Genomic DNA, 19,008 nt, shown 5'->3' with positions numbered 1-19,008 from the left:
GTCCTTAAAATTTGTATAAAGCTTTGCGCCGCCGGCATTTTCGGTTGCCGTATTTGTATTTGCTCCATATGATGTGAAAGTTCAAGGTTTAAAACTGATTTCAATCGTTTTTTTTAACCCTTAGCTTTAATTTAAATTTCAATGAACAAAGCTGATTTAGTAAATCTTGTTGCAGCTCGTACAGAGCTCACAAAAACTGATGTTTCTTTAGTTGTTGATGCAGCTATTGAAACTATTGTTGATTCAGTAGTGGAAGGCAAAAAAGTCTCTATACTAGGATTTGGTTCTTTTGAACCAAGAGATCGTTCTGCAAGACAGGGATTAAACCCTAAGACAGGCGAAAAAATAGCAATACCCGCTAAAAGAGTTCCAACATTCTCTGCAGGTAAACTTTTTAAGGATAGAGTTCAAGGTTAATCTTTTAAATCTTTTTCTTCCTTTAATAATAAGGTGCTCTTTTAGGGCATCTTTTTTTATCGGAATAAAATGCAATTAGCTAAATGACCAACACTCTTAACAAGGCATACAAAATTTTTAAATCTTAAGAAGTAATGAAATTTTTAACTATTTTATTCCTGAAATTTTTGTTGTTATCTAATTTTGTGATTGCTGAAACAATACCAACAAAGTCTAAGATTTTAAAACAATCTAGTGATTGTTTTAAAGATTCTCGAAACCAATTATGTAAAGAATTAGTTTCTGAAATAGAAAAACTTCAATTAGTAGTATTTGACCAAAATAGATTCAAATGTCAATCAAGTTTATTGGGGTTGCAAACGGAAATTATTGAAGCTTATTTTTTTAATAATTTCTCAAATGAGAGAATTTCATTAATGATCCCATATGTGATTAAAAATTGTTAATTATTAAAATAATTAATTTTTTTGGAATATTATAAATTTTGTTATTTAATTTGTAATGGTAAAAGGTTTTTCTGATAATGAAGTTAAGAAAAATACTCAAAATACTCAAATAAAAGAAAAAAAAGGCTTAGCTGGTTTTCTTAAAGGCAAGAAATTTACTTACACTTTGCCAGGTAAAAAACAAATAAATATTTTTGGATCAATAGTAATAGGCTTAAATATGATTTTAGTGTTGCTAGTCATCCTGTATTTAAAGAATCAAGCATTCCACGAATTTGTATTTAATGTTGGTCGTTAGCTATATTTTTTAGAATCGAAAAATTTTATTAGATGATATATTTAAATTTTAGAATATCTCATGAAGGTAGTTAATTTAGTTTCTCAAGTATTTTTTTTGTTAATAACTGTTCTATTTTTGATATATTTTCTAACAGGTTATGACTCTGCTTTTGAGGCAGACCAAAATTGTCATTCATATCTTTCAAGTTACGATAACCCCTCTGGAAATTATGGTTGTGATCATGATACTGAGACACATCAGTGGATACTTTACGAGTCCAATGAAAGTAAAGAACCAGCAAAAATTATTAAGAAATTTAGGTACAAGTTTTTATAAATCAATTTTCTTATAAAAAAACTTTGCAGATATAATAGAAATAATCGCTGTAACTGTGAAAGTAAGATATTGATATATGCTTCCTTCTAAGTAAATTTTATTTTTATAAAGAGGATAATCAATCAAGGAACCTAATGTTCCCCAAATTATTACCCATAAACATATGTATAGGATTGCTTTGAATGGATTAGATTTTCTTTCTTCCATTTTTAATTGATACCAAAAATTGAGGAAGTTACAGGCCTGCCACTAAAAACCAACTCGGTTAATATAAGCATTAAGAATCCGATCATTGCAGCTCTACCATTTACAAGTTCAGCACTGCTATTAAATCCAAAAACATTCTTTACCTCATCTCCCTGATTGTCTACCCATTTTGAGTATTCATTATCAGTTGGTGATGTATTAGTAAAATCATCATTTTGATTTTCTATTGGAGAGCCGTTTTCTTGCATAGAATCTTTATCTTTTATTCTAGTAATTTTAAAACTAATTTATTATTCAATTAAACTCGAGATTATAAAAAAAATTAAGACAAAAATTATTATCCATAAAAATTGTAATCTCAAAATTAATTGACAAATTAATTTGATTTTTTCTTCAGTGCAATTTTCTCCAGTCTCATTAATTATTGGCTTTTCAATAATTCCATTTTTATATTTACTTTTACCTCCCAATTTAATATCGGAAATATAGGCAAATATAGCTTCTGAAAGCCCAGCATTAGGCGAATCATATTTTTTACCATCAAGATAACTTTTTTTTATGATTGATCTATAATCATTAACTTTGGAGCTAATAAAAGGTAACGTGATTAAAACTAATCTTGAAGGAATAAATGTAAAAATATCTTCGATTTTTGCACTGAAAAAACCCAAATATCTAAAATAATCATATTTGTAACCTATCATTGAATCTAAAGTACTTATGGCTTTATAAGAAAAACCAAGTGATAAAGGTCCTGGTAGAAAAATTGAAAACTTCATAAAAATAATTCCAATAAAAATCCAAAATAATGGCCCAAATATTCCATCAACAGAATTTTCGGTAAGGCTTTCGGCACTTGATCTTAAAAGATGAGCTATTGAAGATTCCCTTACATCCCTACTTACTATTCTCTGTACCTTTTCTGTGATTATTCTTTTATTTTGGTTATTAATTTCCTTGCGTTCTATTAGCTCTGCAATCTCTTTCACACTTGAAATAAGTCCCTTAGTGGCAATACAACTTGAAAGTCCAAAAAAAATTAATAATCCACCAATAAAATGATTTCTTGATTGCATATAACTGAGTTCTATCAATTTTCCTAAACCAAAACTCATGCCAATAGTCGATATAGCTACGATGAAACCTCCCCAAAACAATATATTTTTATTCTCTCCAAAATTATTTATGAAGTAATCAGATATTTTTTTTATGTAAAAGCCTATTACTTGAACAGGATGGATAAAAAATCTTGGATCGCCGATCAATAAATCAAAACCAATTGATCCAAGAAATATTAAAAATAAACTTATTTCAGCCAACTGAACATCGAGCGTAGCCCTTTTCCTACTTTCTCAATTTCATGTTTTGAGTTCTCTTCTCTTAATTTTGTCATTAAGGGTTTATTTTTATCGCATTCTTCCACAAAATTCTTAGCGAAAGTTCCATCTTGAATATCTTTAAGAATTTTCTGCATTTCTTTTTTTGTATCACTATTGATAAGTCTTTTGCCGCTTACATAATCTCCATATTCTGCAGTATTGGAAATCGAATCTCTCATTTGAGATAAGCCACCCTTCACCATAAGATCAACAATTAGTTTAACTTCATGTAAACATTCGAAGTATGCAAGTTCTGGTTGATATCCTGCCTCTACAAGAGTTTCGAATCCTGATTTAACAAGTTCTGATAGTCCTCCGCATAAAACCGCTTGTTCACCAAATAAATCAGTTTCTGTTTCTTCTTTGAAATTTGTTTCAAGTATCCCAGCTCGCGTTCCTCCGATACCTTTAGCGTAAGCCATAGCCAATGATCTTGCACTTCCAGAAGAATCTTGCTCAACTGCGAACAATGCAGGAACTCCTTGACCATTTTGATATTCCCAACGAACAGTATGTCCAGGTCCTTTCGGAGCAATCATTACAACATCTACAAAACTGGGAGGTTTGATAAGTTCGAATCTAATATTAAAACCATGCGCAAAACTTAATATCTTTCCCTCTTTTAAGTTTGGTTCTATTTCTTTAAGGTAAACATCCTTCTGAAACTCATCTGGTAAGAGAATCATAATCCAGTCTGCTTTTTCGCAAGCTTCAGAAACACTAAATACTTGTAGACCATCGCTAATTGCTTTGCTTTCGGACTTGCTTCCTTTATATAATCCGACAATTACATCCAGACCACTATCTTTAAGGTTTAGGGCATGTGCATGACCTTGTGAACCATATCCAATAATTGCTATTGTTTTATTTTTTAAAAGACTTAGATCTGCATCGGCGTCGTAAAAGAGTTGAGTCATTAGTTGTAGTTTCTTTACATTTGATAATTAATATTTTAGGCATTAAATGTGTAAATAAACCAAAAAATTATTAATTTAAAAATGAAAATTAAAATATTTATTTATCAAATTCAAAGACTAACTTGCTTCGCTTGGATGTGTGATTACTCTATCAATTAGGCCATAGTTTTTTGCCTCTTCAGCACTTAGAAAATAATCTCTATCAGTATCCTTTTCAATTTTCTCAAATGATTGGCCTGTCATATCAGCCATAGACATATTTAACATATCTTTAATTCTTAAAATTTCTTTAGCTTCTATTTCAATATCACTTGCTTGGCGTTGAGATGTCCCTCCTAGGGGTTGATGAATCATTATTCTGCTATGAGGCAAGGCGACTCTTTTACCTTTTGTGCCTGCGGCCAATAGGAACGCACCCATTGAGGCTGCGAGGCCTACACAAATCGTTACCACATCACTTTTTACGTATTTGATGGTGTCGTATATAGCCAGTCCAGCAGTTACTGATCCTCCTGGGCTATTTATGTATAGATAAATAGGTTTGGAATTATCATCAGAATCTAGATAAAGCATTTGTGCAACAAGGCTATTAGCAATACCATCATTCACTTCTTGACCAAGAAAAAGAATTCTTTCAACGCCTAGTCTTGTATAAATATCAACCCATCTTTCGTATTGACTTCCAGGAAGTCTGTAAGGCACGCTTGGAGTTCCTATTGGCATGATTTTAAAGTAATTGTTTGTGAGAGTTAAATTTTATTTGGTAAATCTTTTTGATTTATAAGTATTCTATCGATAACTCCATAATCTAAGGCCTCTTGGGGGTTAAGATAACTCATTCTGTCTGAGTCTTTAGAGAGTTCCTCGATAGTTTTACCTGTATTACGAGATAGAATCTCGAGCATTGATTTTTTATTTTTCAAAACTTCTTCAGCTCTTATTTGTATATCGGTTGCTTGACCTCTTGCTCCGCTTATAGGTTGATGTAAAACAATAGAGGCATGCGGGAGAGCAGCTCTTTGCCCTTTCGTACCTGATGAAAGGATAACTGCTGCAGTTCCCATGGCTTGTCCAATACAGATTGTATGAACTGGAGGCTTAATATAACTTATAGTGTCGCAGATAGCAAAAGCTTCAGTTTCGAAACCAACTGCATCACCAGTGTACCAACTTGTTCCTGTTGAGTTTATATAAAAATAGATGGGTTTGTCTGGGTCCTCAAATTCTAGATAGAGAAGTTGAGCAATGATTAGCTCAGTGACATCCATCCCTAGTTGTCGTTTTGCATCATCATCTGAAAATAATGGTAAACCAAGATAAACTATTCTCTCTTTTAGGAGAAGAGAGGGTAGATCAGGGGGCGGGGTCCTCATAACGGTGTTTTCGCCGTAATAAGGAGCAGATACAGTCATTTGTATCACAAAATTAAAGTTGATTTGATTCTAGCTAGATTTAGCCCTGTGTCGCTGGTGATTTATAAGATTTGTTTGACTCAGGATTATTTATCAGTTTTCCAAATACCATTCTTCCCGTTGGAGTTTGTAATGCTCCTGTGATGACAATATCTAATCTGCTACCCACAAAATTCTTTGCTTCATCAATAACAACCATTGTTCCGTCATCTAAATATCCAATACCTTGCATTTTTTCTTTGCCTTCTCTTACGATTTTTATATTAAGTGATTCTCCTGGCTGTACTTCTGGCCTTAAAGCAATAACCAAATCACTCAAATTCATAACTTTTAATTCTTTAACTTCAGCAATCTGAGAGAGATTATAATCAGCCGTAATTAAAGTTCCTGTCATATCTTCAGTAATTTTCAAGAGTTTTTCATCTACACCATTACCTTCATACTTTGTTGGGTTTATTACAAGTCTTCGCCCGTATAAATCTCTTAATTCTTTTAATAATTTGAGACCTCTTCGACCTTTCGATCTTTTTTCATTACTGCTTGAGTCAGCTAAAGTTTGTAATTCATCAATTACACTTTGAGCAACAATTAATTGCCCTTCCAACAAGCCGCAACTTAATAGACCATTAATTCTGCCATCAATAATTACACTGGTATCTAAAATTTTGGGACTTGCAGCGGGGAGTATTCCTTCATTGACTAGATATGCATCAGTATTATTAGGATTGAATAATCTCAATAGTGTCCTTCCGTGGGTATCAGCCAACTTATACCCAAGTACACCAAAGAAAATGTTGCTTAATATAGCTGCTAAAGGTTTTGCAAAAAAAACTTCTCTAGGGAAAGGGATTAATAATATTGGAGCAAGTAAGAGATTCGCAACAAGTAATCCTAAAATTAATCCAACTGACCTACTTATTAATAAATCCGTAGGCATTGTTCTTATTTGATCAAGAAAAGTCTTTCTAAGTTGAAGAAATACAAAACCAGCTGCTAATCCTATAAAAAGACCTATTATGGCTAAAACAATTCTAAATCCTTCTACATTAGATACCTGTTTCAGGATGTCTACAGGCAATAAATCAACCCCAAGCCATCCTGAAGCAGCCCCAGACAATATAAATAAAATTAATACTAAGATATCTGTCATATCTATAATCTACTAGGATTTATTAATTGAGTAAATAAGGATTTTATTTTTTGCGATCCTTAATACTTTTTGGAGCTTAAAAATGTATCTAGATTATGAATAAGTTTCCAAGAAGTGCTTATGTGCATATCCCTTTTTGCCATAGAAGGTGCTTTTATTGTGATTTTGCAATTATTCCACTAGGAAACAAAGTTGAAACTTTACAAGGTTATGGCAGTAAAACCGTTAAAGAATATTTGCGCTATTTATATAAAGAAATATTGTCAATTAAGCATAAAGCACCTCTTTCGACAATTTATATTGGCGGCGGTACACCATCAATCTTGGACCCCCAACAAATTAAAGGGATAATTGATCTTTTTAAAGAAAATTATGGAGTTGACTATGGTGCTGAAATCACTATGGAGGTTGATCCAGCTAGTTTTAATCAAGATGATCTTTATGGATTCATAAATTCTGGGATAAATAGATTTAGTCTTGGAGTTCAAAGTTTTAATAATGAGATACTTCAAAATTCTGGCAGGAGGCATTTGCGAGAAGATGCTGAAAAATCTTGTTCATGGTTGAAGCAAGCATTTGATAATGGGCTTATAAAAAGTTGGAGCTTAGATTTAATTCAAAATTTGCCGCTTAGTGGATTTAAAGAATGGCAAGATGACTTAAACAAAGCAATGACGTTTTTACCACCTCATATTTCCATTTACGATTTAAATATAGAAAATGGGACTGTTTTTGAAAAATTAGTTAATTCAGGAAAATTAAAAGTTCCAAGTGATGAAGATGCTTTTAGAAATAGCAAATCAACTCATTTAATTTTAAAAAATTCAGGGTACTCAAGATATGAAATCTCAAATTATTGTCTTCCTAGGCATCAATCGAGACATAATAGAGTTTATTGGAGTGGCTTAGGCTGGTGGGGTTTTGGTCAAGGTTCCACTAGTTCACCTTGGGGGGAAAAGCTTACTAGACCAAGAGTTAGTAGGGAATATAAGGAATGGGTAATTAGGCAATATGAACTAAATTTAGATTCATCCCTCATTAATAAAGATTTTGTTTATAAAGAACTTGATGAGAAAATAATGTTGGGCTTGAGACTTAAAGAGGGTATAGATATATATGAGGTATTTAAAGAACAAAACTGGGAAAACAAAAAATGTGAGAGTAATTTAAATAAATTGCTTGAAGAATGGGAAAGATTTTTTGAATGCGGACTTTTAGTGAGAAAGGGGAATAGATTTTTTTTAACTGAGCCTAAAGGGATGGAGCTAAGCAATCAAATTCTTATTTCCATGTTTAAGTGGTGGGAAGACATTAATTAAGTCTTTCAGAATCTACCCATTTTTTTAATTTTTCCTTGAACAAATTCTTCCCTTGAATAATCGGTTGGCAAAATGGTGGTTGATCATCATTAAGGCCTAATAAATCTGCAGTAACTCTTACTTGGCCATCGCAATCATTACCTGCTCCGATGCCTATTGTGGGAATTGTTAAGTTTTTTTGTATTTCTTTTGCAAGCAACTCAGGAATATGTTCAAGAACTATTGAAAAGCACCCTAATTTCTCAAGAATAGAGGCTTCTTTCTTTATTTTTTCTTGGCTTTCTAGGCTTTCACCTTGTTTTTTTAATCCTAGATTTAAGTAGCTTTGCGGTGTGAGACCTATATGACCCATAACAGGGATTCCCATTCTTATTAATCTAGAAATAACTTTTTGTATTTCTGGTTCGGCCCCTTCTACCTTTACGGCTTTCGCATAAGTGCTTTGAATTATTCTCCCTGCATACTCCACAGCTTTATCTTCTCCACATTGATAAGTCAGAAAAGGCATGTCGGCAACAACTAAAGGTTGTTCTTCAATACTCTTTTTAAACCCTCTTGAAACAGCATTAGTGTGATAAATAATGTTTTCTAAAGTTAGTGGTAATGTGGATTTGTATCCCAAACAAACCATTGCTAAGGAATCTCCGACTAAGACAAGATCTACATTAGCTTGTTCTGCAATAGATCCTGAGATGGAGTCCCAAGCTGTTAATGCAATAATTTTTTGAGATTTTTCTTTATATTTAACGAGTTCTGAAGGTAACATAAGAATTTTATGTATCTTTTTTAATCAAGAATTGCTAAAATATCAATGACTCGGCCTTTCGCGGTTTTAACGCCTAAACCTGGTCAGGACCGGAAGGTAGCAGCCACAAGGGATGCTTGAGGCAGGCGAGATAACCGAGTCACTCTATTTTACCTTTTAATCTATATCTTTTTTATTTTGCCTTAACCTTAAAAATTCTGGAATATTTGCTCCTGTATCTTTATTGTCAGAAACACCATAAAAAGATTGATTAGATAATCTGTTTTTAATTCTTTGTTGCTTCAATGGCTGGTTTGTATCAAAACCTGTTGCGATGACTGTAACTTGTATCTCACCCTCCATATCTTCATTAACCGCTTGACCAACGATAATATTTGCATCCTGATCTACAACATCGCTAATAACCTCTCCAACTGAGTTCACATCATCTAGAGTTAAATCTCTTCCTCCAGTTATATTTACAAGGCAACCTTTAGCACCATCAATTCTTCCCGCTTCAAGTAATGGGCTATTAATTGCAGCTTGAGCAGCCTCTATAGCTCTAGATCGACCAGATCCAATACCTACGCCAAGAAGGGCAGTGCCAGCTTCAGTCATAACTGATCTCACATCAGCAAAATCAAGATTAACCTCACCAGGGCGGGTAATTACTTCACTTATACCTTGCACTCCCATTCTTAATACATCATCCGCATTCATAAAAGCTTCTTGGATAGAAGCACCTGCAGAAACTTCTTTTAACCTATCATTTGGTATGACAATAAGGGTATCAACGTTTTCAGCCAATCTCGCAATTCCTTCTTCTGCTTGACGCATTCTCCTTTTGCCTTCGAAAGAAAAAGGTTTAGTTACTATCCCAATTGTTAATGCACCGCTTTGCTTTGCCACTTCAGCAACTACTGGAGCTGCTCCTGTGCCGGTACCTCCACCCATTCCTGCTGCTATAAAAACTAAGTCAGAGCCTTCAAGTGACTGTTGAAGTTCATCTCTAGATTCTTCTGCTGCCTTTTGACCGATACTTGGATTACCTCCCGCTCCAAGACCTCTCGTTAAGTTCTGACCTAATTGAACCCTGCGCTCTGCAGAGGACTGCAGTAATGCTTGGGCATCAGTATTAAGAACTCTGAATGAAACTCCTTCAAGTTCACTATCAATCATTCTGTTTACAGCATTACTTCCACCACCGCCAACGCCAATTACTTCAATTTTGGCATTCTGACTTGGAAGGATGTTTGTTGATTGATCAAAGTTTGGATTGTTACCGAAGCTCATCTCTTAATAAGGATCTAATACTAGTATTGGGTGCATTATGAACTTACAAAGCTCATCTGTAGGAATTTGTTGAGGAAAATCCTTAAAATATTTACTTAATAAAAATTTTGTTTTAAATGCTAAACCCTTATCAACACTACATTAATTAAAAAAAAATATTTGAAATCTCATCTCAAATATTAGGGTTTGAACACTTTTATTTTTGGTTTATTTGGATCAGTAAGATCAATATTATCTATTTTTTTAGAAAAGGTATTTTTCACAAATTCATTTTTAAGGTTATTGATAATTTGTAATTGATGGTTGATTAAATTCGGATTAAATCCTAACAATATTGTTTTTAAATCTTTTTCCTCAATAGATAAAAATCCATTTGGAGAGAAAGTTATCTTAACTATATTTAATTTATAATTGTCTTGGGCTATTAAAATTTCAGATATTGTCTTTTTAAATTTTTCTTTCCATCCAAAAACTTGAAGGTTTAATTTGTTTAAATTTTTTTCGTCTGCATTTTTTCTATCAATAAAAATCCCATCTTTATCAATAAAGCCTAAAATTTTTTCGTTATTTAATATTTTTTCGCCGTAAGCTATTGGAGTCCTAGTTTTAATTTTGACTTTCAAACCAAAAGGAAATAATTCTCTATTTACCGAAACATTCTTGAGTGATAAATTTTGTTTTAACTCATTTTCTAAAAGCTTAGTTTCAATAAGAATTAATCGGATTGGAAATTTTAAGGATGAATTTTTTACCAAATCATTTTGTGAGAATAATTCGCTTCCATAAATTCTAATGTCCTGATTATTTACCTTTTTAAATGTTTTTAGTGTTAACAAGCTTGTTGAAAATAAAATTAGTAGTAAAAAGCTTCTTTTGTTAATTATTTTCTCGTTTTTCACAAATCACATCGAGCTTTTTCCATCAATTGCTCCATCCATTCTCTAGCCTGGTCTGCATCTGAAAATGGCACATCCATTTCTTTCCCATCACCAACTAATCTCAACCTGCACTTTCCTTGAGATTCATTTGTAAGGGGAGCTTCTCCTGAGGTAAGAGCCATTAATTCAACTAATTCTAATCTCTTGATTGTGAAACTATCTTTTTCTTCAAATGTACCAGCTTCAAATGCGCTCCACTTTAATTCTCCATCTTTTAAGGACGCTGCACCTGAACTATCTAACTTACAAAGTTCAGAACCATTTGCCCAGCTCCTAAAAAGATTTTGCCTTCTTCTTTCTAACCAACCTAGAGCAGTTAGTAATATAAAGATAAAAAGCAATGGTAACCAAAGTAGTCCATGCAACATTTGATTTAAATTATAAATCTAGAGATATATCTATCAGTTTAGCCACAAGTTGTTCAATATTTAAACCTGAAGCTTTCCAAAGCATTGGAAACATACTTTTTTTGGTGAAACCTGGAATTGTATTTATTTCATTTAACAATATTTTATTTGAAGATTTTTCTAAAAAGAAATCGACTCTAGCAAAACCAAAAATATTTAGTGCTCTACAACTTTGGATAGCAATTTCTTTGATTTGCTTGGTTATTTTTGCATCTATTTCGGCTGGTATAGATATATTATTATTATTTGAGTTATATTTCGAATCGTAATCATACCAATCACTTTCGTAAGTTACTTCTCCTATCTCAGAGGTTAATAGTTTCGAATTCCCAATTATTCCGCATTCAATTTCTCTTACTTCAAGGCCTTCCTCCACTAAAAACCTTGGATCTATTTCCCAAGCTTTTTCTATGGCATGCAATATTTCTGATTCATTTATGACTTTAGAGATACCAAGAGATGATCCAGAGTTAGATGGTTTAACAAAAACAGGAAAATTTAAATTTTTTACAATCTCACTAATTAGTCTGTTTTTTACTTTTATATCATTGAGATCTTCATTTTGAAAAGCAAGATACTTAACTTGTGGGATTTTGAGATTTGAGAAAATTGTTTTCATCATTATTTTATCCATCCCTATTGCAGAACCTAAAATTCCACATCCGACTAAAGGTTTTTTAGTGAATTTAATTAAGCCATGAATTGATCCGTCTTCACCATTAAATCCATGCAGAAGAGGAAACCACACATCAATATATTGAAAGTCAATTCCGTCTAAGAAGTTTATCTTTCCTTGATTAGACTTTTTTATATTATTGTGATCAATTTGATCAAGTAGGATTTTTTCTGATAAATCACTATCAATCCACTCTCCATATTTATTTATGTAAAATGCCTTAATTTTATAACGTTGTTTGTTTATTTCTGAATTAAAGGCTTCAAAAACTGTTTTTGCAGAGGATATCGATACTTCATGTTCATTGGAATACCCACCAAATATTAACCCAATACATCTTTTCTTTTCCTCAATCATTTAGAAAAACTATAAGCAAAGTTCACCTGTTAAAGAAAAAGGCCTTGCTTCATTAATTCTGACGTCTATCTCATCTCCTAATGAAAAGTCAAATTTGGTGTTTTTGGGAATTCCTACGAAAGTTAATCTATTTGTCCTTGTTCTGCCCATAATTTGCGAAGAATTTTTTGGATTTAAACCCTCAATTAAAACTCTTTCAATATTATTAATGTATCTTTGGTTTCTGCTCTTAGCAGTTCTCTCGACCAAAGTATTAATTTCCTGCAATCTTTCTTTTTTTACTTCTTCTGGAAGTTGATTCGACCAAACTGCTGCAGGCGTATTTGGTCTTGGGGAGTATGCTGCAGTATTAACTTGATCAAAGCCAATATCTGATATAAGTTTCAATGTATCTTGATATTGTTGTTCGGTTTCACCTGGGAAAGCAACTATAGCGTCCGCTGTTATTGATGCATCTGGCATTAATGATCTTATATTCTCAATTATATTTTTATACTTTTTGATAGTATATCCTCTAGACATCCGTTTTAAGATTTCGTCATTTCCACTTTGGAAGGGAATATGGAAATGTTCACAGACTTTATCAAGTTCATAACAAGCTTGAATCAATCTTTTTGAAAAATACCTTGGATGGCTAGTAGCAAATCTAATTCTACTAATCCCATTAACATCATGAATGTAATATAAAAGGTCAGTTAGAGTATTTTCTTTTCTCCCCTCTTTTGTTGTCCCAGGAAGATCTCTTCCATAAGCATCAATATTCTGCCCCAAAAGAGTAATTTCTTTAAAATTATCATCCGCTAATTTTTGAATCTCACTTTTTATAGCACTTGGATATCTTGATTGCTCTTTCCCTCTGACAGAGGGAACTACACAATATGAACATCTTTCATTACATCCATAAATAATATTAACCCATCCACAAATAGAGCTTTCTCTTCTGGCATTTGTTATATCTTCAGAAATGAAGGTTTCTTCAGTGGCAGCAACTTGATTTCCTAAATCAACTTTTCCCAGAAGATTCTCAAGGTTGTTTACGTGTTGAGGCCCCATTACTAGATCAAGTTCTGGGACTCTTCTTAGTAAGGACTCTCCCTCTTGCTGAGCAAGGCAACCTGCTACAACAAGTTTTAGATTGGGCATTTTGTGCTTTCTTTTTGCTTGTCTTCCTAGAAAGCTATAAACTTTTTGCTCAGCATTATCTCTGATAGTGCATGTGTTGTACAAGACCAAATCGGCATTTAATTCATTATCTGCTCTGGTATATCCCATTTTCTCTAATGTCCCAGCCATTCTCTCAGAATCAGCCTTGTTCATTTGACATCCAAATGTAGTTATCCAATAACTGCCTGTAGTTGAATTCCTTTGAAATTTTTTTTCGTCTAGGTTTGTTTTTGTTAGCACTTTGCTAGGAATTTTTTATGATTTTTTAATTCAAAATTACAAGTTAAATAATTTTGCTGCAATTTTTTTTGAGGGCGAGCGAGGGGATTCGAACCCCCGAATAGCGGCGCCACAAGCCGCTGCCTTAACCACTTGGCGACGCCCGCCTCACATTTATAAATTTAACAACTCAAGGGTAATTTTTCATAGTTATTTTATTCTTTTAGCGAAATTTGAATTATTTACTAATTCAGTATAGTTTTCTTATGATTTAAAATAAAAGAAAATTTAAAAATTTGAGTAATTCCGGCACAGCTGAGGTTCTTATTCCCAGAAGCCTTTGTTTAATAGAAGATATTGATAACCTCATTATTGATGTAGAGGATTTATGTTCAGTTTCCATTAGTTGGGATGATGGATTTGTTACTGAGTTAAAGCCTTTAAAAAATAAAGTTACAAAACCAAGAAACATTTTATTCCCAAGATTTGTCGAAACGCATTCGCATTTTGATAAATCTTTTACATGGGAGGATTTTCCTAACCTGGAATCAAACTATGGAGGAGCATTATCAATAAATCTTGAAGAACATAAAACTAGAACTACAGATAAGGTTCTAGAGAGAGTTGAGAAGTCATTAAAACTTGCTATAAAAAATGGATACCGAGCTATTAGAAGTCATATTGATACATACAAAAGTCAATCAATTAATATTTGGATTGAACTTTTCAAATTACAGAAAAAATTTTCATCTGAGTTGACTTTGCAATACGTTGCTCTAGCCCCATTGGAATTTTGGGATACTTCTAATGGAGAAGAGTTGGCAAAAATATTTTCCTCTTTTGGAGGCATTTTAGGAGGTGTTATTGTCCCCCCTTTCAATAAAAAAGATACAAGCAAATTTCTCGCAAAGATGCTTCTTCTAGCGAGTAAATATAAATTAGAAATTGATTTGCATATAGATGAATCGATCATTGAGCCTGGGGCCGGAATAAAAGTTTTATTGGAGACAATCGAAAATTTAAAGATTAATAATATTCCAATTACCTGTAGTCATTCGAGTAGTCTTATTTCTTTAAGTCAAAGAGAGATTTTAAATTTAGGAGAAAAAATGGCTGAGAAAAATATCAAAGTTATTGCTTTACCTCTAACAAATTTTTGGCTGCTCAATCGAAGTAATAAAACTACTTCATTAAAAAGACCAGTTGCGCCAATAAAGCAATTACAAAAAGCACACGTGGATGTATCTATAGGTAGTGATAACGTTCAAGATCCCTGGTTCCCATTTGGTAATTTTGATCCTTTTTATATGTTGTCTTGCTCAATACCTATGCTTCAAATAAATCCCTGGGAGAGAATGACTCTATCTTCTATTTTTTTAGCTCCAAGCAGATTATTAAACTTAAAATGGGATGGTTTAATTAAAAAGGGTTGCCCTGCTGACTTTGTAATTTTAGATGCACAAAGATGGGCAGATGTTTTTTCGAGTACCTTAAAGAGAAAAGTGTATATAAAAGGCGATTTATATTGCTAATTGGCTAATTTATATAAAACATAATAAAAATTCTATTAATGACATCAAATAATTTTAAATTTATAGACAGATTTAGGGAAGTCAAAAATTTAGAGATTATTGAAAGCCAATCTGACATAAAAAGACTTTCAAAAGATTTTTATAACTACTCTCCAATCCTTACTGAAAAATTAGACGGATGTATTGCTGATTTGGTGGTAAGACCTAGTGATCACAAAGCGGTAAAGGAAGTTGCAGAAATTTGTTGGGATTTTTCTATCCCACTTACTTTAAGGGGTTCAGGTACAGGTAATTATGGACAAGCTGTCCCATTGTTTAAAGGAGTTGTAATGCAGATGAGTAACTTAAATAAGTTAGAAGAATTTGATCCGGATACAGGTTTTGTAAAAGTACAGTCTGGCTGCGTGATGGGAGATTTGAATAAACAATTAGAGAAATATGGGAGGGAATTAAGGTTACTTCCTAGTACTTGGAAAACTGCAACAATTGGAGGTTTTATTGCAGGTGGATCAGGAGGTATTGGGTCCATTAGGTGGGGATTTTTAAGAGATCCAGGAAATCTTATTGGTTTAGAGGCAGTAACGATGAATGAAAAACCTGTATTATTAAAATTTGATGCTCAAGAATCTGAACCTCTTAATCATGCTTATGGGACTAATGGAATAATTACTTCTTTATCACTTGCTACTGATATAAAACGTAAGTGGTATTCAATAATTATCGACTGTATTGAATTTGAAAAAACAATAGAAATATTAAAAAATCTTACGAGCGCAGCAATTGATCTGAAACTGGGAGCAATTCTTGAAGAAGAAATTGTAGATCAAATGCCAAATTGGTTTAAAAGTAATTCTAGAAGTCACAAGATATTAATTCAATCTACTCTTGGAGGAACAAAAACCATCAAGCTAATTTGTAAAAAATTTAAAGTTGAATCTACCTTCCTTGGGGAAGAAGAAAAACTCGTTAATGGAATTTCTGAAGTCGTATGGAATCATACAACTCTTCATATGAGGTCTAGGGATAAGAATTGGACGTATTTACAAATGCTTTTGCCACTTTCTAATGAAATAGAATTGATTAATTTTATGAAAAAAAAATGGGGTAGGAAAGTTCTTTGGCATTTAGAGGCAGTTTCTCAACAAGGATCACCCCGATTAGCTGCTTTGCCTGTATTAAAGTGGAATGGGATAGATGAATTAAATGAAATAATGGAAGATTGTAAGAAACTTGGTGCGTTTATTTTTAATCCCCATGTTCTAACTGTCGAAGGCGGAGGCCTAGGAGTAGTTGACGCAGATCAAGTAAAAGCGAAATTGAAATTTGATCCTAAAGGTTTATTAAATCCAGGAAAATTAGAAGGTTGGGAAGTAAAGGAACAATTTAATATTTAACATTTCTGTTTTTTTGCATATTTAATAAATTCAGCAACTAAAAAAATAGAACCTGCTAGGACAGGATGATTAGGTGGCCATTTTTCTAGGGAAAATAAATACTCAATAGCAAGTTCAAATGTTTTAAATTCAATTGTTTTTTGAAAGTCAATTTCTTTAATCTGAGAGAGTTCGTTTAATTTCCAACTAGGTTGGTTTGGAACTGGCACAAGCAATAAGTGATCATTTTTCTTTAGAAGTGTTTTTAATATTGCGTAAATGTCTTTTTGTCTTTGGACACCTAAAATCCAATAAATTCCTTTATCTTCATTCTCCCAATTGCTTCGCTCTTTACTAAGTGCTTTTGCAGCAGGATAATTATGCGCACAATCCACAAGAATTTCTTTATTGAAATAATTTATTATTTCTAGCCTTCCGTTCCAGGCTGTCTTTTTAAGACCTTCATATATGTATTTTTCTTTAATATTAAATCCCAAATTATTAAGCGCTTCAATTGCTCCAACAGCTACTGAAGCATTTTGCTTTTGGAAAATTCCTTTTAATCCAAGCTCATAGCTGTTTGAAATTGCATCTTTCCAGATAATTTCTGCTCCAACCTCTTTAACTTTATTGGTTATTAAATTTTTAACTTGACTATTTTGGTCGCATGAGATGACAATTGAGTTTTTTTCGATAACTGCTAATTTTTCTTTGGCAATTTTTTCAATCGTATCTCCAAGAAATTCTTTATGGTCTAAGCCAATATTTCCAATAGCAATTATTGGTCTAGATTTATGGGCAGTTGTTGCATCTAATCTTCCCCCTAAGCCAGCTTCAAGAATGAGCAATTCAACTTTTTTACTTTCAAAAAAATTTAGTGCGCAGCAAATTATTTTTTCAAAAGGAGTTAATTCAAATGTTGAAAAATTTTTTTCTATAAATCTATAGATTTTTTCAAAATCAGTTTTGTTAATATTTTTTTTATTAACTCTAATCCTCTCGCATATGTCAAAAAGATGAGGAGATGTCGTTACACCAAAATTACATTTAGCTTCAAAAAGTATACTTTCTAAATATGCCGCGATTGATCCTTTCCCATTGGTTCCAATAATTTGAATAGCAGGGATATTTTCGCATGGATTACCAAGTTCTTGAAGTGCTTTTTTAATTCTTGATAAACCTAACTTGATATTATCCCTCTCATATTTAGGTGATAATAATTCAAAAATTTTTAAATTTGCATTTTTCAAAATTTAAATAGCTATAACTCTTCAAAAATTGAATTTAGCTTATCCAAAAGAATATTAATTTCTCTTCGAGATATAACTAATGGTGGGACAATCCTTACAACGTTTCCTCCTGCAGGAACTACCAGTAATCCTTTATCAAAAGCTTTTAATGTAATTTTTTTTGCATCAGCATAATCTTCATTGATTACAAGACCTTGTATTAAACCTAAACCTCTTTTTCCGCTGATAATATTTGGAAATTTTTTTGTCAACTCTTCAAAACCAGCACTTAATTGTTCCCCTCTTAAATAAACGTTATTGACAAGATTTCTTCTATTTATTTCTTCTAAAACAGTTAAGGCAGCTTTACAAGCGAATGGGTTTCCTCCAAAAGTACTTGCATGATCTCCTAGAGAAAATATGTTGGCTTTTTCTTTTACCAATAATGCTCCAATTGCATGACCTCCTCCTAATCCTTTAGCAAGCGTGAATCCATCAGGTTCAATTCCTAAATTCTCATAACCCCACATTTTTCCAGTTCGACCTACCCCACTTTGGACCTCATCTAAAATGAGAAGAGAATTAGATTTATCACATATATCTCTTAGGCTTTTGAAAAATATTTTACTTCCAGGAATTACGCCACCTTCTCCTTGTATTGGTTCAACTAAAACGCCTGAAATTTTTTGATTATTATTTTCACACTCTTCAAATAATTTTTTTACCGAATCAAAATTGTTAAATTTAAAAAATTTGAACCCTTGAATCAATGGTTCGAAGCCTTTTTGATATTTGGGCTGTCCAGTAGCACTTAATGCTGCCAGCGTCCTGCCGTGAAAACTAGATTCTGCTGCAAGAATAATTGATTCTTTATTTTTATTTATTGTATTACCATATTTTTTAATTAATTTAATTGCTGATTCATTTGCTTCCGCACCACTGTTGCAGAAGAAGACACTTTTGGCACAACTCATATTCGTTAAAGTTCTGCTTAATTGTTCTTGTTCTTCAATGTTGTAGAGATTGGAAATGTGCTGGATCTTTCTTAGTTGAGTTGATAGTCTTCTTCTTAAAACTCGATCGCTATGTCCAAGACTACAAGTTGCTATGCCAGCGACTGCATCAAGATACTTTTTACCTGTTTTGTCCCATAGCCAACAACCTTTTCCTTTTTTGAAAGATATATCGAATCTACTATAGGTATTCATCAAA

Annotated in this window: 22 protein-coding genes, 1 tRNA gene and 1 other RNA gene; 8 read left to right on the top strand and 16 right to left on the bottom strand. The window is 32.7% G+C overall.

The genetic code is table 11. From position 1 onward, the window contains the following. Positions 1-141: 141 nt before the first annotated feature. From EU91_RS01940 to EU91_RS01955, 4 genes are all read left to right on the top strand, one after another. Complete coding sequence (locus EU91_RS01940; protein WP_011132955.1) at positions 142-417, top strand: HU family DNA-binding protein; 276 nt, start codon at positions 142-144, stop codon at positions 415-417. A 134-nt stretch (positions 418-551) separates the two neighbouring features. Further along, positions 552-863: a hypothetical protein gene (locus EU91_RS01945; RefSeq protein WP_032524909.1), complete on the top strand. Its 312-nt coding sequence runs from the start codon at positions 552-554 to the stop codon at positions 861-863. A 55-nt stretch (positions 864-918) separates the two neighbouring features. After that, entirely contained in the window at positions 919-1,161 is a 243-nt protein-coding gene (locus tag EU91_RS01950) for a hypothetical protein (protein ID WP_032524908.1), read from the top strand. A gap of 60 nt (positions 1,162-1,221) precedes the next feature. Next, on the top strand, positions 1,222-1,479 hold the full coding sequence (locus EU91_RS01955; RefSeq protein WP_032524907.1) for a hypothetical protein: 258 nt from the start codon (positions 1,222-1,224) through the stop codon (positions 1,477-1,479). On the opposite strand, the gene EU91_RS01960 is transcribed toward EU91_RS01955, so the two are convergent. From EU91_RS01960 to EU91_RS01990, 7 genes are all read right to left on the bottom strand, one after another. Further along, the gene (locus EU91_RS01960; RefSeq protein WP_032524906.1) at positions 1,474-1,686 is read right to left on the bottom strand and encodes a hypothetical protein; all 213 of its coding nucleotides are present in this window, start codon (positions 1,684-1,686) and stop codon (positions 1,474-1,476) included. The two genes, EU91_RS01955 and EU91_RS01960, sit on opposite strands and share 6 nt — an antisense overlap. 2 nt (positions 1,687-1,688) lie before the next feature. After that, a complete protein-coding gene (locus tag EU91_RS01965; RefSeq protein WP_032524905.1) occupies positions 1,689-1,934 on the bottom strand; it encodes a chlorophyll a/b-binding protein in 246 nt (81 codons plus the stop codon). Between the two features lie 42 nt (positions 1,935-1,976). Next, entirely contained in the window at positions 1,977-3,005 is a 1,029-nt protein-coding gene (gene cbiB, locus EU91_RS01970) for an adenosylcobinamide-phosphate synthase CbiB (RefSeq protein ID WP_032524904.1), read from the bottom strand. Further along, positions 2,993-3,982, bottom strand: a complete 990-nt coding sequence (gene ilvC, locus EU91_RS01975) for a ketol-acid reductoisomerase (protein WP_032524903.1) — start codon at positions 3,980-3,982, stop codon at positions 2,993-2,995. Before ilvC ends, cbiB begins: the two co-directional genes overlap by 13 nt. Positions 3,983-4,099: 117 nt before the next feature. Continuing rightward, the gene (locus EU91_RS01980) at positions 4,100-4,705 is read right to left on the bottom strand and encodes an ATP-dependent Clp protease proteolytic subunit (protein ID WP_032524902.1); all 606 of its coding nucleotides are present in this window, start codon (positions 4,703-4,705) and stop codon (positions 4,100-4,102) included. Positions 4,706-4,731: 26 nt separating this feature from the next. After that, entirely contained in the window at positions 4,732-5,394 is a 663-nt protein-coding gene (locus EU91_RS01985; RefSeq protein ID WP_032524901.1) for an ATP-dependent Clp protease proteolytic subunit, read from the bottom strand. Between the two features lie 40 nt (positions 5,395-5,434). After that, positions 5,435-6,544: a PIN/TRAM domain-containing protein gene (locus tag EU91_RS01990; protein ID WP_032524900.1), complete on the bottom strand. Its 1,110-nt coding sequence runs from the start codon at positions 6,542-6,544 to the stop codon at positions 5,435-5,437. Positions 6,545-6,639: 95 nt separating this feature from the next. Between EU91_RS01990 and hemW the strand changes: the two genes are divergently transcribed. Then, on the top strand, positions 6,640-7,863 hold the full coding sequence (hemW, locus tag EU91_RS01995) for a radical SAM family heme chaperone HemW (RefSeq protein ID WP_032524899.1): 1,224 nt from the start codon (positions 6,640-6,642) through the stop codon (positions 7,861-7,863). Here the strand turns inward: hemW and panB are convergent. After that, positions 7,856-8,629, bottom strand: a complete 774-nt coding sequence (gene panB / locus EU91_RS02000) for a 3-methyl-2-oxobutanoate hydroxymethyltransferase (RefSeq protein ID WP_032524898.1) — start codon at positions 8,627-8,629, stop codon at positions 7,856-7,858. The genes hemW and panB overlap by 8 nt on opposite strands. Before the next feature lie 47 nt (positions 8,630-8,676). Here panB and ffs point away from each other — a divergent pair. After that, an RNA gene (gene ffs, locus EU91_RS09070) (signal recognition particle sRNA small type) lies at positions 8,677-8,773 on the top strand. 12 nt (positions 8,774-8,785) lie between these two features. On the opposite strand, the gene ftsZ is transcribed toward ffs, so the two are convergent. The 6 genes from ftsZ to EU91_RS02030 all read right to left on the bottom strand — a co-directional run bounded on the left by ftsZ (position 8,786) and on the right by EU91_RS02030 (position 13,829). Then, entirely contained in the window at positions 8,786-9,901 is a 1,116-nt protein-coding gene (ftsZ, locus tag EU91_RS02005; RefSeq protein ID WP_032524897.1) for a cell division protein FtsZ, read from the bottom strand. Positions 9,902-10,080: 179 nt separating this feature from the next. Then, positions 10,081-10,800 (bottom strand): cell division protein FtsQ/DivIB, encoded by a 720-nt coding sequence (locus EU91_RS02010; RefSeq protein ID WP_032524896.1) that lies wholly within the window; start codon positions 10,798-10,800, stop codon positions 10,081-10,083. Further along, entirely contained in the window at positions 10,797-11,207 is a 411-nt protein-coding gene (locus tag EU91_RS02015; protein ID WP_032524895.1) for a hypothetical protein, read from the bottom strand. The genes EU91_RS02010 and EU91_RS02015 overlap by 4 nt, the downstream gene beginning before the upstream one ends. A gap of 10 nt (positions 11,208-11,217) precedes the next feature. Then, positions 11,218-12,279 carry a D-alanine--D-alanine ligase family protein gene (locus tag EU91_RS02020; RefSeq protein WP_032524894.1) on the bottom strand — a complete coding sequence of 354 codons (1,062 nt, stop codon included), beginning with the start codon at positions 12,277-12,279 and terminating at the stop codon, positions 11,218-11,220. 9 nt (positions 12,280-12,288) lie between these two features. Then, a complete protein-coding gene (miaB, locus tag EU91_RS02025) occupies positions 12,289-13,683 on the bottom strand; it encodes a tRNA (N6-isopentenyl adenosine(37)-C2)-methylthiotransferase MiaB (protein WP_032524893.1) in 1,395 nt (464 codons plus the stop codon). A 73-nt stretch (positions 13,684-13,756) separates the two neighbouring features. Further along, positions 13,757-13,829: transfer RNA gene (locus tag EU91_RS02030), tRNA-His, on the bottom strand. A 129-nt stretch (positions 13,830-13,958) separates the two neighbouring features. Between EU91_RS02030 and EU91_RS02035 the strand changes: the two genes are divergently transcribed. Together EU91_RS02035 and EU91_RS02040 are read left to right on the top strand one after the other, a co-directional pair. Next, positions 13,959-15,194 (top strand): amidohydrolase family protein, encoded by a 1,236-nt coding sequence (locus tag EU91_RS02035; protein WP_032524892.1) that lies wholly within the window; start codon positions 13,959-13,961, stop codon positions 15,192-15,194. 38 nt (positions 15,195-15,232) lie between these two features. Continuing rightward, complete coding sequence (locus EU91_RS02040) at positions 15,233-16,588, top strand: FAD-binding oxidoreductase (RefSeq protein WP_032524891.1); 1,356 nt, start codon at positions 15,233-15,235, stop codon at positions 16,586-16,588. Here the strand turns inward: EU91_RS02040 and EU91_RS02045 are convergent. Further along, positions 16,585-17,817: a bifunctional folylpolyglutamate synthase/dihydrofolate synthase gene (locus EU91_RS02045; protein ID WP_032524890.1), complete on the bottom strand. Its 1,233-nt coding sequence runs from the start codon at positions 17,815-17,817 to the stop codon at positions 16,585-16,587. The genes EU91_RS02040 and EU91_RS02045 overlap by 4 nt on opposite strands. Before the next feature lie 11 nt (positions 17,818-17,828). Continuing rightward, positions 17,829-19,004 carry an aspartate aminotransferase family protein gene (locus tag EU91_RS02050; RefSeq protein WP_032524889.1) on the bottom strand — a complete coding sequence of 392 codons (1,176 nt, stop codon included), beginning with the start codon at positions 19,002-19,004 and terminating at the stop codon, positions 17,829-17,831. Positions 19,005-19,008 lie beyond the last annotated feature (4 nt).

The sequence above is a fragment of the Prochlorococcus marinus str. GP2 genome, from assembly GCF_000759885.1.
In the GTDB taxonomy this organism is placed as follows: domain Bacteria; phylum Cyanobacteriota; class Cyanobacteriia; order PCC-6307; family Cyanobiaceae; genus Prochlorococcus_A; species Prochlorococcus_A marinus_J.
Note: the sequence above shows the minus strand (reverse complement) of the source record. Positions and strands in the feature narration are given on the sequence as shown.